This window comes from Bacillus sp. ABP14 (assembly GCF_001831375.1).
Lineage (GTDB): Bacteria > Bacillota > Bacilli > Bacillales > Bacillaceae_G > Bacillus_A > Bacillus_A paranthracis.
This window is the reverse complement of the sequence record NZ_CP017016.1, coordinates 2,743,186-2,757,664: the sequence shown is the minus strand read 5'-3', so window position 1 is coordinate 2,757,664 and position 14,479 is coordinate 2,743,186. Positions and strand designations below refer to the sequence as shown.

Annotated in this window: 14 protein-coding genes; 6 read left to right on the top strand and 8 right to left on the bottom strand. The window is 36.4% G+C overall.

Annotated elements, in window-relative coordinates; all coding sequences use genetic code 11:
• Positions 1–14: 14 nt before the first annotated feature.
• The 4 genes from lsrF to BGI23_RS14345 are packed head-to-tail and all read right to left on the bottom strand — an operon-like array spanning position 15 to position 3,686.
• Complete coding sequence (gene lsrF / locus BGI23_RS14360) at positions 15–797, bottom strand: 3-hydroxy-5-phosphonooxypentane-2,4-dione thiolase (RefSeq protein WP_070806325.1); 783 nt, start codon at positions 795–797, stop codon at positions 15–17.
• Positions 798–803: 6 nt separating this feature from the next.
• Positions 804–1,166: a cupin domain-containing protein gene (locus BGI23_RS14355; RefSeq protein WP_000909989.1), complete on the bottom strand. Its 363-nt coding sequence runs from the start codon at positions 1,164–1,166 to the stop codon at positions 804–806.
• 25 nt (positions 1,167–1,191) lie between these two features.
• A complete protein-coding gene (gene lsrK, locus BGI23_RS14350) occupies positions 1,192–2,754 on the bottom strand; it encodes an autoinducer-2 kinase (protein WP_070806324.1) in 1,563 nt (520 codons plus the stop codon).
• Positions 2,754–3,686 (bottom strand): sugar-binding transcriptional regulator, encoded by a 933-nt coding sequence (locus BGI23_RS14345; RefSeq protein WP_000192724.1) that lies wholly within the window; start codon positions 3,684–3,686, stop codon positions 2,754–2,756. The genes lsrK and BGI23_RS14345 overlap by 1 nt, the downstream gene beginning before the upstream one ends.
• A 197-nt stretch (positions 3,687–3,883) precedes the next feature.
• On the opposite strand from BGI23_RS14345, the gene BGI23_RS14340 reads away from it, so the two are divergent.
• From BGI23_RS14340 to lsrB, 4 genes are read left to right on the top strand one after another with little or no spacing between them, the layout of a single operon-like run.
• A complete protein-coding gene (locus tag BGI23_RS14340; RefSeq protein WP_070806323.1) occupies positions 3,884–5,365 on the top strand; it encodes a sugar ABC transporter ATP-binding protein in 1,482 nt (493 codons plus the stop codon).
• Positions 5,362–6,315: an ABC transporter permease subunit gene (locus BGI23_RS14335; protein ID WP_070806322.1), complete on the top strand. Its 954-nt coding sequence runs from the start codon at positions 5,362–5,364 to the stop codon at positions 6,313–6,315. The genes BGI23_RS14340 and BGI23_RS14335 overlap by 4 nt, the downstream gene beginning before the upstream one ends.
• Positions 6,312–7,301 carry an ABC transporter permease gene (locus tag BGI23_RS14330; protein ID WP_070806321.1) on the top strand — a complete coding sequence of 330 codons (990 nt, stop codon included), beginning with the start codon at positions 6,312–6,314 and terminating at the stop codon, positions 7,299–7,301. Before BGI23_RS14335 ends, BGI23_RS14330 begins: the two co-directional genes overlap by 4 nt.
• Entirely contained in the window at positions 7,298–8,341 is a 1,044-nt protein-coding gene (gene lsrB, locus BGI23_RS14325) for an autoinducer 2 ABC transporter substrate-binding protein LsrB (protein ID WP_048557976.1), read from the top strand. Before BGI23_RS14330 ends, lsrB begins: the two co-directional genes overlap by 4 nt.
• Before the next feature lie 44 nt (positions 8,342–8,385).
• Here the strand turns inward: lsrB and BGI23_RS14320 are convergent, their stop codons facing one another.
• Entirely contained in the window at positions 8,386–9,888 is a 1,503-nt protein-coding gene (locus BGI23_RS14320; RefSeq protein ID WP_000069168.1) for a malate:quinone oxidoreductase, read from the bottom strand.
• Positions 9,889–10,268: 380 nt separating this feature from the next.
• Between BGI23_RS14320 and BGI23_RS14315 the strand changes: the two genes are divergently transcribed.
• On the top strand, positions 10,269–11,315 hold the full coding sequence (locus BGI23_RS14315; protein WP_070806320.1) for a DUF2332 domain-containing protein: 1,047 nt from the start codon (positions 10,269–10,271) through the stop codon (positions 11,313–11,315).
• 36 nt (positions 11,316–11,351) lie between these two features.
• Here the strand turns inward: BGI23_RS14315 and BGI23_RS14310 are convergent, their stop codons facing one another.
• Both BGI23_RS14310 and BGI23_RS14305 read right to left on the bottom strand, forming a co-directional pair.
• Positions 11,352–11,699 carry a short-chain dehydrogenase gene (locus BGI23_RS14310; RefSeq protein ID WP_070806319.1) on the bottom strand — a complete coding sequence of 116 codons (348 nt, stop codon included), beginning with the start codon at positions 11,697–11,699 and terminating at the stop codon, positions 11,352–11,354.
• A gap of 124 nt (positions 11,700–11,823) precedes the next feature.
• Complete coding sequence (locus BGI23_RS14305) at positions 11,824–12,306, bottom strand: hypothetical protein (RefSeq protein ID WP_070806318.1); 483 nt, start codon at positions 12,304–12,306, stop codon at positions 11,824–11,826.
• A 393-nt stretch (positions 12,307–12,699) separates the two neighbouring features.
• Between BGI23_RS14305 and entB the strand changes: the two genes are divergently transcribed.
• Complete coding sequence (entB, locus tag BGI23_RS14300) at positions 12,700–13,878, top strand: cell wall-binding protein EntB (protein ID WP_070806317.1); 1,179 nt, start codon at positions 12,700–12,702, stop codon at positions 13,876–13,878.
• A gap of 51 nt (positions 13,879–13,929) precedes the next feature.
• Here the strand turns inward: entB and BGI23_RS14295 are convergent, their stop codons facing one another.
• Entirely contained in the window at positions 13,930–14,448 is a 519-nt protein-coding gene (locus tag BGI23_RS14295) for a kinase (protein WP_070806316.1), read from the bottom strand.
• Positions 14,449–14,479: the final 31 nt, after the last annotated feature.

The window sequence follows — 14,479 nt, the reverse complement described above, 5'->3', positions numbered from 1 at the left end:
TGCAATAGTTTGTTTTAATTTTTTACATCCTCATATAATTGGAGTGCCTCTTTCACATTCAATCCATTTTTCACAATACCATGTATCGCTTGAATCATCGCAGCTGGATGTTCGGATTGCCATATGTTGCGGCCCATATCTACGCCGATTGCACCTTCTTGCAGTGCGTTATACGTAATGTTTAATGCGTCTTCAATTGAATCTAGTTTTGGGCCGCCCGCGATGACGACTGGGGCAGGGCAAGTGCTTGTGATTTTTTCGAATCCTTCGCAGTAATACGTTTTAATAATGTCAGCACCCATTTCAACGCATACACGGGAAGCAAGTGCTAAAAAGCGAGCTTCACGTTTTTGCAGTTCTTTTGCAACTGCGGTAATGCCGAGTACTGGCAGACCATAATCGTGAGCTTCTGAAACTACATTTGCGAGATTTGTAACTGTTTGTGTTTCATAGTCTGATCCGACGAAAACAGATACACCGACGCCAATTGCATTTTGTTTTACTGCTTCTTTTACAGGGGTAACAATTGTTTCATTCGCTAAGTCTTTACCGACGACAGTAGCTCCGCCTGATACACGCATAACCATCGGTGTACTGCAATTTTCAGGAATGCATGAGCTAAGTACACCTCGCGTTAAAAAGAGAGAATCCGTATAAGGAAGTAAGTTTTTAACAGTTTCAAGTGGCTGTTCAAGCCCATGAATTGGCCCTAAAAAGTAGCCGTGATCTATCGCTAACATAACCGCTCTGCCATCAGGTAAAATTGTATTTAATCGATTTTTAAATCCCCAAGTCATTCAAAATCACTCCTTCGTTAATGTTGGATTTTCCGTTTGAACAGTATCTTTATTTGGTAAATGTGGTGACTTTATAAAAACCGCTTTAAAAGGTTTGTCAGAATGGTTAATAAGATAGTGAGATTCATGAGGACGAACTTGCAGGACATCACCTTGTTTCATTGGAACTCTTTCGTTATTTACATAGAAATCTATTTCACCTTCTAATGCATAAAAGACCTCTTCGCACGTCGTATGATAATGGTTTTGAAACTCCTGCCCAGGCTGAATGACAACAAGGCCAAGATCAATATTCGGACCTTGTATTAAATATTTCGGCCCGTTATCACCGAAGCGATAGGAGAAGTCATTTTCATTCGCTTTTAACATACATTCCACTCCTTTATGTAATGTGTTACAGTGCACCAGGCGCAATCCACATATGTGAAGTGAGCCCTTTATCAGCTAAAGCGAGCTGACTGTCATATACAGTTTTCCATGTTTCATAGAACTCTTTATATAGTTCGTGATTTTCAGTAACTGGTTCGAATGTTTGCTCCCACTGTACAAACTCTTCGGCAGTCTCTTCCATAGATGCATATATGCCAGCACCAACTCCTGCAGCAATCGCAGTTCCTAAAGCAGCTGCTTCTTTCACAACAGGTACTTTTACAGGAATACCAAGGACGTCTGATAGAATTTGTGGCCATAGTTTTCCTTTAGCGGCACCACCAGCAAAAATAACTTCAGAAGGGAATATACCAGTTAGATTTTCTATTAATTGTAAGTTTCCAAGTGTTACGAAGGCGGCATTTTCTTCAATAGCACGGAATAGCTCTTTTTTTCCACATTTGTCAGCGTCTAAACTTAAATTTAAAAAAGAAGGTGCGGCATGACGCCAAGAAATGTAGTTCATAACGTTTGAAAAAGTAGGGATAATGCCATGTGAGCCGACAGGTACGTCTTTCGCTTGTTCTTCTAATAATTCATAAGCATCTACACCGAGTTTGTCAGCAAGTTTCTTTTCCTCTTGGCAAAAAGCGTCTCGAAACCAGCGCATAACGAGGCCTGGGAAAAAGGCAATCGTTTCGTATTGCCATAGGTTACGTACGACGTGACAATTTATACGAATCGCAGCTTGTGGATCTGGTATTGGCTCAGTAACATTCACTTCTTGTTGCCAAAAACTACCTCCGCATATTAATGTTTGATTCGGTTTCACGACTCCAGTTCCGAGTGATGCCATTTGAGCATCTCCGCCCCCGGCTACGACAGGAATTCCTTCACGTAATCCAGTTAATGCTGCACATTCTTTTGTAACATTACCAATCACAGTGCCAGCTTCATTTACTTTTGGTGAAAATAGTAAAGTTATACCACACTCTTTAGCTACATCGTTATCCCAATTTCTATTTTGTAAATCAAAGATTCCAGACGTACAACCGTTTGAAGGATCAATTTGCAGCACGCCGCTTAGTTTATATAAAATCCAATCGTTTAACATTGTAAAAGAGTGAATAGAATTATAGACGTCGGGTTCATGTTTTTTTATCCAAAGTAGGCGAGGTAAAGCACCTAATGAAAAAGTTTGACCAGACTTTGTATATAAATCTTTTTCAAGATGTGACCGAATTTCTTTTAGTTCACTAACCTCCGCGGATGCACGCCCATCAACATTTGCACACGCCCATATTTCTTGCCCATTTTTATCATATAAAACAAAACCTTCTCGCATACTAGTAGCGCTAATAGCTTGAATGGAAGAGGGCGAGATATTACTTCTTTGTAAAACTTCTTTCGTGCATTGTTGTACAAGCTTCCAATTTTCTATTACATCAAAGTTCATAGAGCCTGAATAACGAGGGTCAGATTTATGAATCCATTCTTTTTGACTTACTGCAATTTGATTACCCTGTAAATCAAAAAGAACTGCTCGTATGCTTCCTGTACCAGCATCGAAAGCTAATAAATTGGACATTAACAATCACCATCCTTTCGTAATAAGGAGAGGGCAGTTTCCTCATCGGTAATTAATGTATGAATAAACTTTCCTTTTAAGGCACCATAAATTGCATCTATCTTTTCAGTACCTCCAGCAACACCGACGACATGCTTCATATTGCGCAAAACAGAGAGGGACGTGCCAATTAGACGATTGTGATGCGAGAGCTCTAATAAATCGCCATTTGTATCATAAAACTGTCCTAAAATATCGCCAGCACCGTTTTGACTACGAATATATGTCATCTCACGTAAAGTTAATTTTTCTTTTTTTACAATCGTAGCGTCTTGAGATAGTCCTCCAATACCGACAACAGCCGTATGAGCAAGTGAAGCGACATGAAGCATATCTTTTACACTCGGTTCTGATAGGATACTTTGTGCCATTTCGGTTGTAGACGCTAGAAACGGCGTAGGGATAATGTGAAGATCACCTTGCATGTAATGTAAATAGTTTTGTTTTCTCGGGAGATAGTGATTTACTCCGCCTGTTAACGTTACGATTGAGAGATTAATAGAACTTTCGAAATGAATGTTTTCTAGCATTTTGCTAATTGTTTCTCCCCAGCCAATACCGAGTAAATCTCCTTGCTGGAGCTGAGTTTCTAAATATTGTGCAGCAGCTTTTCCGAGAGAATCGTGATAATTGTTTACTGGGGTCGGGATAATAAAAGCATCTTTTAAGTGGAATTTTTTCATTAAGTCACGCTCAATACTTAAACAGTGCAAACCAGTCCCTTTTACGTGAAATGTAACGATACCTTCACTCCGCGCCTTCTCTAATAACCGAACAACTTTATTTCTTGAAATGTGAAGAAGTGAAGCAATCTCTTGTTGTGTTAATTGGTCTTTGTAATAGTACCAAGCTACTTTCGTTAATAAATTTTCTTCAAAGTTCAGCTGTGTCATACTCTTCATCCCTTTCAACAATTGACCACAGCTTAAACATATGTACCATATATTTTGTTTATTCCAGTTGAAGCGATTAATAGTACGTAGAAAAAAGTGTTCTAGATATAAAAAAAGGAATATACAATGCTACAAAACAAGTAGAACAAATAATCATTTTCTCAAAAAATGTTCTGTATAAAGGCAGGTGACATCATGTGGAGAACGCACCTTTATTACAAGTAAAAAAAATGAGTAAGGCATTTTTAAATCAACTTGTATTAAAAGAAGTGAACATTCAAGTAGAGCGCGGAGATATATACGCTTTAGTTGGAGGGAATGGTGCCGGGAAATCAACATTAATGAAAATATTAACGGGGTTATATTCGTATGATGATGGAGAAATGTATGTAAAAGGAACGAAGCAACAGTTTTCAAATCCGTCAGAAGCACATCGAAAAGGTATTTATTTAATACCGCAAGAACCACTCATTTTTCCGCATATGACTATTGAAGAAAATATATGTATCGGGTTAAAAGAAAAGAAAAAGAAATTAAGAGTACAGATTCAGCAATTGATTAGCAGCCTAGGATGGGATATTGACCTTAATGAACTAGGAGGATCATTATCGATTGCGCAACAACAGTTAGTAGAAATTGTGAGAGGATTAATACGAGAAGCTGAGATTCTTATTCTAGATGAGCCAACATCGACATTAACAACTCACGAAATTAAGAGTCTTTTTATGTTGATGAAAAGTTTACAAGAAAAAGGAATTGGGATGATTTATATTACGCATCGCTTTCCAGAAATCTTTGAAATTGCCAACAAAGTAGCAATACTACGTGATGGAATGATTGTAAGCCAAGGTGACGTATGTGACTATACATATGACATGCTGATGGAGGGGCTATTGCCAAAAGGGTATAAACAGAAAGAGAAAATAGAAGTAGTTCAAGAGACAGCAAGGACGAAAAAAATATTAGAAGTGATCGATATAATGAGCCACACATTCAAAAATATATCATTCACTGTACATGCAGGTGAGATTGTAGGTGTTGCTGGCATTATAGGATCTGGCAGGACTGAATTAGCAGAAGCGATATTTGGATTGAAAACTATAAAATCAGGATCTATCTTATTAGAGGGGAAATCAATTGATGCGTGTTCTTTGCATAAAAGGCTAGAAAAGGGACTGGTTTATGTCCCAGAGGATAGGGCGAGGAATGGAATTTTCTCAATGGCTTCTGTTAAAGAAAATATTGCAGCAGCAAGTTTACAGCAATATAATCGCTTTTTTATAAATCAAGAAAAAGAAAGCGCTTTAGTTAATTCGTTTATAGAACAGTTCCGAATTGTTGTACAGAATATGAATAAAGAACTGGCATCTTTATCAGGAGGTAATCAGCAGAAGGTCGTGCTTGCAAAGTATCTCGCATGTAATCCTAAAGTTATTATTCTTGATGAGCCGACTCGTGGAATTGATGCGAAAGCAAGGATTGAAGTGTATGAGACGATCGAAAAAATGAAAAGGGAAGGACTCGCAATTTTATTAATCTCTTCAGATGTTGAAGAAATTGTTCAATTAGTAAACCGTGTATATGTAATGAGAAATGGACGATTTGTTTCTCATATGGAAAAAGAACAACTAAGTGTGAATGAAGTTACACGCCTTGCATACGGAGGTGTAGCGGAATGAAACGCATGTTAAAAATGCATGAAACGTCTATGATACTGTTACTACTAATGTATATAGCTATTGTAGGAATAATAAACCCTAGTTTTATTCAATTTAACTCGTTATCTTTACTGATGAAATCAAGCGTTATTTTAGTCGTGCTAGCAATTGGCCAATCGTTCGTCTTATTTACGAAAAATATAGATGTATCAGTTGGTTCAATTATGGGATTAAGCGCAGCAGTTTGCGGAATGTTGTTAACTGATGGATATCATGCATCTCTGTCCATACTTGCTGCTATTATACTTGGCGCTATTCTCGGTTTTATAAATGGAATTGGTGTTGCAAAGTTTCGGGTACCGGCCATTATTATGACATTAGGTATGTTAGGAGTCATTAGAGGTACGATGTTAATCTTTACAGGTGGAAAGTGGATTGAAGATATACCAAACGATTTTAAGCAACTGTCATCGAGCGTCATACTTGGTTTGCCGATAATTGTATGGATTGTTCTTATTATTTTACTACTACTATACTTCTTTTTAAGGAAAGTGCCATACGGAAGGTACTTCTATGCGGTTGGTGATAATGAAGATGGCGCGAGACTTATTGGTATACCTGTTAATAAAGTGAAGATATGTGCGTTTATAATTTCAGGCATAAGCGCTGCGCTCGCTGGTTGCATATTTGTTATGAATATCGGATTCGTTCCTAATCAAACAGGAACTGGGATAGAACTACAGGTTATCGCAGCTGCTGTACTAGGGGGAGTTCATTTAAAAGGAGGAACAGGTTCTATAGTTGGAGCTGCATTAGGAGCGATATTTTTAGAGGCGATAAGCAGTTCACTCGTCTTTTTAAAAATACCAGCATTTTGGAATAATGCTATTTCAGGTTTCTTATTATTGCTAATCGTCATATTAGATAGCGTTATGAAAAAGTGGAAGGCAGAAAGGAGGATGAATCTATGAAGTATGTATACAGATGGGAAGGTGTTCTAATCGTATTACTTCTTTTAGAATTTATTCTCTTTAGTTTTATAAATAGTGATTTCTTTAATATTAGTAATCTCCTTTTTAGTACAAATGATTTCCTATTTATCGCAATTGCGGCGATACCAATGACTTTCGTTATAGTAACAGGAGGAATTGATGTATCAGTCGGCTCAATAATGGGTCTCACTTCGATCTTAATCGGTGTACTTTGGATGAACGGAATATCTATTTTGTTTGCTGTCATAATCGCCCTAATAATTAGTTGTTTAGCAGGCGCTATAAATGGACTCATTATAAAAATGACAGATGTAGAACCACTCGTCGTTACACTCGGCACGATGTTTTTATACGGAGGAATTGCACTCGTCATTTCAGGAGGAGCAGGTGCTTCTGGGTATGAAGGGATAAGTGGTTTACCTGACGCATTTGTACAACTGGCAAGCGGTAATTTTATAGGAATACCGAATTTATTATGGCTACTGATCGTATTAACAGTTTTATGTGCTGTATTATTTCACCGAACTATATACGGACGCCATATAAAATTAACAGGTGCGAACGAAAATGCAGCAAAATACACCGGGATTAAGACGAAGAAAGTAGTCATCATTGCTTACATGCTTTCCGGGTTAGGAGGTGGATTAGGGGGGGCTTTCTTAACTGCCTATTTCGGTTCGGCACGTGCTGATATGGGAAGTGAAACAATTTTACCAATCATTACGGCAGTCGTATTAGGCGGGACACTTATTACAGGGGGAAAAGGAAGCATTATCGGTACTGTACTGGCGAGTATTTTCATTGGACTCATGCAGTATGGCTTGCAAATGACGGGTTTAACAAATGAACAATCCAACGTAGTAATTGGTATTATCCTTATTCTTTCAGTTATTATGAGACATTTCAAATTACATCAATTCACACTGGGGAAAAGAAAGAATTTGCATAAGGGGGAAATGTCATGAAGAGAAAACTAGGGATTGTATTCATTGTATGTATTTGTTTAATCGGTTTAATCGCCTGTTCTAGTCAAACCGCAGATAAGAAAAAAGCGGATGATGTGAAATTTGCATTTATCCCGAAATTAACAGGAGTTGGATTCTTTACATCAGGTGGTGAAGGAGCAAAAGAGATGGGAGATAAACTAGGCGTACAAGTGAAATATGATGGCCCCTCTGAAGCAAGTGTTTCTGGGCAAGTAAAATATATAAACAATTTCATTAACCAAAACTATGATGCACTTATGGTTTCTTCAACGTCAGTTGATGGTTTATCGCAATCACTGCAACGTGCTAAGAAAAAAGGGATGACTGTTTTAACTTGGGATTCCGATGTGAATCCGAAAGATCGTTCCTTTTATATAAGCCAAGGAACACCAGACCAACTTGCTAACTTATTAATTGAAATGACTTCCAAGCAAATTGGAGATAAAGGGAAAGTAGCATTTTTTTATTCTAGCCCAACAGTAACAGATCAAAACCAATGGGTAACGAAAGCGAAAGAAATTATTAAAGAGAAATATCCGAACTGGGAAATTGTAACGACGCAGTACGGTGAAAATAATGCGCAAAAGTCTTTGTCAGTAGGGGAGAATATTTTAAAAACGTATCCGGATATTAACGCAGTTATTTGTCCAGATGCAACAGCACTCCCAGCCATGGCGCAAGCAGCTGAAAACTTAAAAATGGATAAAAAGGTTGTCGTAACTGGCTTCTCTACACCAAACGTTATGCGTGATTACGTAAAACGAGGAACAGTACAACAATTCGGATTATGGGACGTAAAACAACAAGGTGCACTCGCAACGTATGTAGCAAATGAAATTGTTGTAAAAGGGAAGAAGTTAAAAGTAGGGGATAGCTTCGAAGTAAAAGGGATTGGAAAAGTGAAAGTAGAGCCAAACTCCATTCAAGGATATGATTATGAGGCAGAAGGAAACGGAATTATCGTATTGCCAGAGCGAGTTGTATTTACAAAGGATAATATTGAAAAATATAATTTCTAGTAACGAAAAAACGTCCGAATGTATCGGACGTTTTTATTTCTTCATTAATTATGAACTGTTTCTTTTTCATTTAATCCAAGGGTACGACCTGTAGAAGTGTGAAGGTCTTGGAATAATCTTGGATTTTCTGTTAATGAAATGCCGTAAGAAGGAATCATTTCTTTTATTTTTCCTTCCCATTCTACCATTCGGCTTGGGAAACATTTTTCTAATACTTCAAGCATAACATGAACGGCAGTAGAAGCACCCGGTGAAGCACCTAGTAATGCTGCGATTGATCCATCAGCCGCACTAACAACTTCTGTACCGAATTGAAGTGTTCCTTTACCGCCAGCATCAGTATCTTTAATTACTTGTACACGCTGACCAGCAACTACAATATCCCAATCTTCACTTTTTGCGTTCGGAATGAATTCGCGTAATTCTTCCATACGTTTTTCATGTGATAACATAACTTGCTGAATTAAGTATTTTGTTAGTCCCATTTCTTTTACACCAGCAGCTAACATCGTTAAGACGTTATTTGGTTTTACAGAACCAATTAAGTCAAGGTTTGAACCAGTTTTTAAGAACTTAGGAGAGAACCCTGCGAATGGTCCGAATAATAAAGCTTTTTTATTGTCTATATATCTCGTATCAAGGTGAGGTACAGACATTGGCGGAGCGCCAACTTTAGCTTTACCGTATACTTTCGCATGATGTTGCTCTACAACTTTTTGGTTTTTACATACCATAAATAGTCCACTTACCGGGAATCCACCAATATGTTTTGATTCAGGGATACCAGTCTTTTGAAGTAGGGGTAGGCTACCGCCACCGCCGCCGATAAAGACGAATTTAGCAGTGTGATGCTCAATTTTACCACTATTCATATCGTGTACTTTCACTTCCCACAAACCATTTTTCGTGCGTTTAATGTTTTCGACACTATGTTTGTAGTTTAGCTCGACATTTTTCGTTTTTAAGTAATCAAACAACATTCGTGTTAATGCACCAAAGTTAACATCTGTTCCAGAGTCAATTTTCGTTGCCGCCATAGGCTCATTAGATGTACGACCTTCCATAATGAGTGGAAGCCATTTTTTTAATGTTTCAGGAGAATCGGAAAACTCCATTCCTTGAAACAGTGGATTTTTTGAAAGCGCTTCAAAACGGTTTTTTAGAAACTGCACATTTTTTTCACCTTGTACTAAACTCATATGAGGTAGAGGCATAATAAAATCTTGTGGATTACGAATTAATTTGCTTTTTACAAGATATGCCCAAAATTGTCTTGAAAGCTGGAATTGCTCATTCACTTTTACAGCCTTACTAATATCTATAGATCCGTCAGATTTTTCGGAAGTATAGTTCAGTTCGCATAGCGCAGAATGCCCTGTACCTGCATTATTCCATTCATTAGAGCTTTCTTCCCCGGCACTTGCGAGTTTTTCAAAAACTTTAATTTCCCATTCTGGTGCTAATTCTTTTAGTAATGAGCCTAACGTTGCACTCATAATTCCTGCACCAATTAAGATAACGTCTGTTTTTTGCTGCATGTTGCTCATGATAATCTCTCCATCCCCTATATTGGCAAAAAAGAGTAGGTGTTTACTGTGTCTAAGCCGTAAAAAGAAAACACCGCCTAGGCCCCACCTAGGTATTTACCTTTTTTGTCTCAATTGTATAACCATCTCATACTCTATTATAATAATTAATAGACTAAAATATCTAGTGTTATCTGATAATTTTAAAATATTTAACGCTTTATTTGCCAAAATTCTTATTTAACAAGCACTTTTCAGTTAATGAATAGAAAAAAATTACAGTTTGAAATTATCTCGAAAAAGCTTACGTATCCAAAAGTCGGTAGAAAGGATACCTTTTTATGGGACTTTTTTAAAAATTTATTGTATGATTATTCTGAATATTAAAAAGGGGGATACACATGCGTACACAAGAACAAATCGCAAACTTATTTCGAAATTTTTCAATAAAGGAATGTAAAGGGTCAAGTGACTTATATGAATATTTATCAATGAAAATTGCTGAAGATGAGGAAGTACTTACACTATCGTCCTATGCTCAGGTAGGTCAACCAGTCCCAAACTTATTATTAGGTGCAGTACATTATTTATTGTTAGCAGGGAAAGAACATCATGTAAAAACGTATTATAGTAGCTTAGTTGAACATGCTAATACGGATTTAGATCAAGCTTTTGATCATTTTAAAGATTTCTGTAAAATGTACAGAGAAGAAATGATTAATTTATTACAAACGAAACTCGTTCAAACGAATGAAGTAAGACGATGTGCGTACTTATATCCAAGTTTCAATTACATATTTAACAAAGTGAATAAACCGTTAGCTTTAATAGAGATTGGGACAAGTTCTGGATTACAACTATTTTGGGACCAATATAGCTATTCGTACGGTACAGGTGAAAGTTACGGAAATATAAATTCGAATGTACATGTAACTTCTGAAATAAGAGGGGAGAATGTGCCTCAGCTTTTAAAAGAAAGTCCACCTGTCTTAGAAAGAATCGGACTAGATTTACATGTAAATGATTTACATAGTGACGAAGATTATTTATGGCTACGTGCACTCATTTGGCCAGAACATAAAGAAAGGCTTGAACTATTTGACCAAGCTGCATCTTTAGTGAAAAATGAATCTGTTCAATTAGTAGAAGGAGACGGCGTGGAGCTATTACCATCTATTATTGAACGAATAAGTAGAGATGCTGTTATCTGTATTTTCCATACACACGTCGCAAATCAAATACCAGAACAAGTAAAACATAAGTTAGAAAAACAAATACAAGAAATTGGCGCAAAACGTGATGTATTCCACCTTTATAACAACATGTGGGACCGGGACCTTCATATTGATTATTATATTAACGGAAACGAATATCGTGAAACGGTTGGAGAAACGGAAGGGCATGGGAGATGGTTTAGCTGGAAGATTGGAAATGAGACGCTTATTTAGATTAATATGGGCACTCTCACATTTTTTGAATTACATTCAAATTCCATAATGAATCATGTACTTGTTTTCTGCTACAGCTTGTACAATTTTTGAAGCTAATTCATTCAGCTCATCAGATTTTTTGAAGAACTTTGAAGATGTAACTGTTTCATAGAAAATTGCTAATGATTCAGGAGGGATAATTGTAATACCCCAATAAGCTAAACCATATTCCTGATTTTTTACTGTATGAAAGTAGGTTTTCATAATTGATAAATTTTGACTTAAATTACTGATAATATCATCATCAACAGAAACACAATCATATTTCTCTGGTGTATAATCGTTGTAACTTTTTTGAGAATCAAATTCTTCAATTATTCCAAAATCATGGACACATGCCATCATTATCGTCCTTTCAAATTTAATAAAATGATTTCTATTAAAGTAAAATGGTCATTCGTTTAAGTGTAATAGAAATAGTTATGTAGTTCATAAAATATCGTCGGTTCTTCTTCGGGAAGACAGTTTATTTATCGATAAACTTATCGGGAGTCCAAGTGGCGATTTCATTCCCAGGTGCAGCAACTACAAGCCATTGCTCATATTGGACACCAGCTTGCCAACATTCATAATAATCATGAAAACCATTTACAAAAATAATTTGTCCACTCTCTAATGTAACAATTAAATAAGGGCTTTCTAAGCCGAGTTGTATATCGGTAACTTTTTGTCTTCTTATCTCAAATATTCTCCCATATTCTTCTTCCTCAGAATAATCTTCAAAGTCATCTTCATTTAATGGGTATTTTTTTGTAGATTTATTAAATAAAAACCATTTTGATTCGATATTGATATATAATTGTCCGTCATAATCAACGGAGTCGTGAAAGTTTGTGAAATGAATCTTTATAGCGCCTGGAGAAATACCAAATTGTAATCCATCAACTTGTGATCCGATGAATAGATTTTTCAACACTTTCTCAGCGTGAATTTTATCCTCTTTATTCATTCTTGAAATCCTCCTTTTAAAAAAATATATCTTATATTCTTATTGTAATAAATAAAATTTTATGTAAAATGAACTTTTTGCAAAAAACGAGCGAATGTAGTGTGAAAGATCATGAAGGGGCTATAGTCGCTACTCAATTTTTAGCAATCGTAAGTTTATTTTGGTGGGAATTGCGACAACTATTTAGTGTGAAGACGGACATGAAACGTTTATAGAAGATAAGGAGACTTATAATATATAGAATTAGAAATAAGAATTTGATAGTATTGGAGTAAGGAGTTTTAATAACAGTATATTAAGTCGTATTAATATATCTGTTGCGAATGCTTTCATTAAATCTCTTATTTTAATGGGAGTATTTGATAGAATTCAAAAAATATAATGGAGGTTAATATGAAAAAAGTAATTGGCGCAGCAACAGCAACTGTTTTCGGATTGGGAGCATTTACTACAACTGCTACTGCAGAAACAATCGTAACAGCAGATGTACTCAACGTACGTGAAAAACCGACTACGGAATCAAAAGTTATCGAAAAAGTAAAAAACGGGGAAGAATTAAAAGTCATAAATACTGAAGATGGCTGGTCAAAAATTGAGTTAAATGGTAAAGAAGTATTTGTAAGCTCGGAGTTTACAAAAGATATTTACCATGTAACAGCAGATTTGTTAAATGTACGTTCTGAATCAAACACAGAATCAAAAATTCTTGGCAGACTGAAAAAAGATGATGTAATTGAATCAACGAAGCAAGTAAAAGACGGATGGCTACAATTTGAGTATAAGGGAAAAACAGCTTATGTAAATGTTTCTTTCTTATCAAGTGAAGCACCAATTGAAAAAAAGGCTGACGAGAAAACGAAGCAAGTAGCGAAAGTACAAAAATCGGTTAAAGCTAAGGAAGAAGCTAAAACACAGAAGATAACAAAGGCAAAAGAAACAATAAAACCTAAGGAAGAAGTGAAAGTGCAAGAAGTAGCGAAACCTAAGGAAGAAGCGAAAGCGCAAGAAATAGCCAAAGCTAAGGAAGAAGCAAAAGCGCAGGAAATAGCCAAAGCTAAGGAAGAAGCAAAAGCGCAGGAGATAGCCAAAGCTAAGGAAGAAGCGAAAGCACGAGAAATAGCAAAGGCTAAGGAAGAGGAGAAAGCACGAGAAATAGCAAAGGCTAAGGAAGAAGCAAAAGCGCAAGAAATAGCTAAAGCTAAGGAAGAGGCGAAAGTACGAGAAGCACTAAAGGCAAAAGAAGAGTCTAAAAATAACGCGCAGTCTGCTAAACGTGAATTAACGGTCGTGGCGACAGCATATACTGCTGATCCGAGTGAGAATGGTACATATGGTGGACGCGTTTTAACTGCGATGGGGCATGATTTAACGGCTAATCCGAATATGAGAATTATCGCAGTAGATCCGAAAGTAATCCCATTAGGATCTAAAGTATGGGTAGAAGGTTATGGAGAAGCAATAGCTGGAGATACCGGAAGTGCAATTAAAGGTAATCGCATTGATGTATTAATGGGTTCAAAAAGTAAAGCGATAAATTGGGGAAGACAAACAGTTAAAGTGAAGATTTTATAATAAATCTAGAATATAACATAATGAAAATAAGACTGACATATTCTGTCGGTCTTATTTTCGTACCATCACATCATTAAGAATTGCATCAAATATATCTTTTTGCGTTAAGTTATCTGTAAAAATAGTTTCTCTAGTAACTTCAATTGTATCGTGCGGATTATACCATTTTTGTAGGGAATCCTCACCAAATTCATGCCGCTTTTCCCTTGTTTTATGTCGTCGAATCGTTTCTTTTAACGATAAATCAAAGTAATATGTATACGCGTTTCCTTCAAAAAAATGTATTAATTCTTTCAGCATATCACCGTATCTACGACTGTTTAAAATACCTTCTAAAATAACAAACTCACATTTCCCTTTTCCGTACTTTGTAATTTCAAATAGTAAATCATGCGATAAATTCCCTATCGTGTCGTGTACTCTAAGCATATCTCTACGTACAACATCCTGTGATACTAAAAGTGTGCCTTGTCCGAAATGTTCTTGTAGTTGCTTTGCGATTGTTGTTTTACCACTTGCGGAGTTTCCTCTAAGGATGATTAATGTTGATTTAAGTATAGGATTAGACATATTGAATTCCTCCAGCATGAATGAATATATA

Bases quoted from the DNA above. Each gene is read 5' to 3' on its own strand.
- BGI23_RS14320 (WP_000069168.1), bottom strand. From the start codon at position 9,888: ATGAGCAACATGCAGCAAAAAACAGACGTTATCTTAATTGGTGCAGGA.
- BGI23_RS14305 (WP_070806318.1), bottom strand. From the start codon at position 12,306: ATGAATAAAGAGGATAAAATTCACGCTGAGAAAGTGTTGAAAAATCTA.
- entB (WP_070806317.1), top strand. From the start codon at position 12,700: ATGAAAAAAGTAATTGGCGCAGCAACAGCAACTGTTTTCGGATTGGGA.
- lsrF (WP_070806325.1), bottom strand. From the start codon at position 797: ATGACTTGGGGATTTAAAAATCGATTAAATACAATTTTACCTGATGGC.
- BGI23_RS14355 (WP_000909989.1), bottom strand. From the start codon at position 1,166: ATGTTAAAAGCGAATGAAAATGACTTCTCCTATCGCTTCGGTGATAAC.
- lsrK (WP_070806324.1), bottom strand. From the start codon at position 2,754: ATGTCCAATTTATTAGCTTTCGATGCTGGTACAGGAAGCATACGAGCA.
- BGI23_RS14315 (WP_070806320.1), top strand. From the start codon at position 10,269: ATGCGTACACAAGAACAAATCGCAAACTTATTTCGAAATTTTTCAATA.
- lsrB (WP_048557976.1), top strand. From the start codon at position 7,298: ATGAAGAGAAAACTAGGGATTGTATTCATTGTATGTATTTGTTTAATC.
- BGI23_RS14310 (WP_070806319.1), bottom strand. From the start codon at position 11,699: ATGGCATGTGTCCATGATTTTGGAATAATTGAAGAATTTGATTCTCAA.
- BGI23_RS14295 (WP_070806316.1), bottom strand. From the start codon at position 14,448: ATGTCTAATCCTATACTTAAATCAACATTAATCATCCTTAGAGGAAAC.
- BGI23_RS14330 (WP_070806321.1), top strand. From the start codon at position 6,312: ATGAAGTATGTATACAGATGGGAAGGTGTTCTAATCGTATTACTTCTT.
- BGI23_RS14345 (WP_000192724.1), bottom strand. From the start codon at position 3,686: ATGACACAGCTGAACTTTGAAGAAAATTTATTAACGAAAGTAGCTTGG.
- BGI23_RS14335 (WP_070806322.1), top strand. From the start codon at position 5,362: ATGAAACGCATGTTAAAAATGCATGAAACGTCTATGATACTGTTACTA.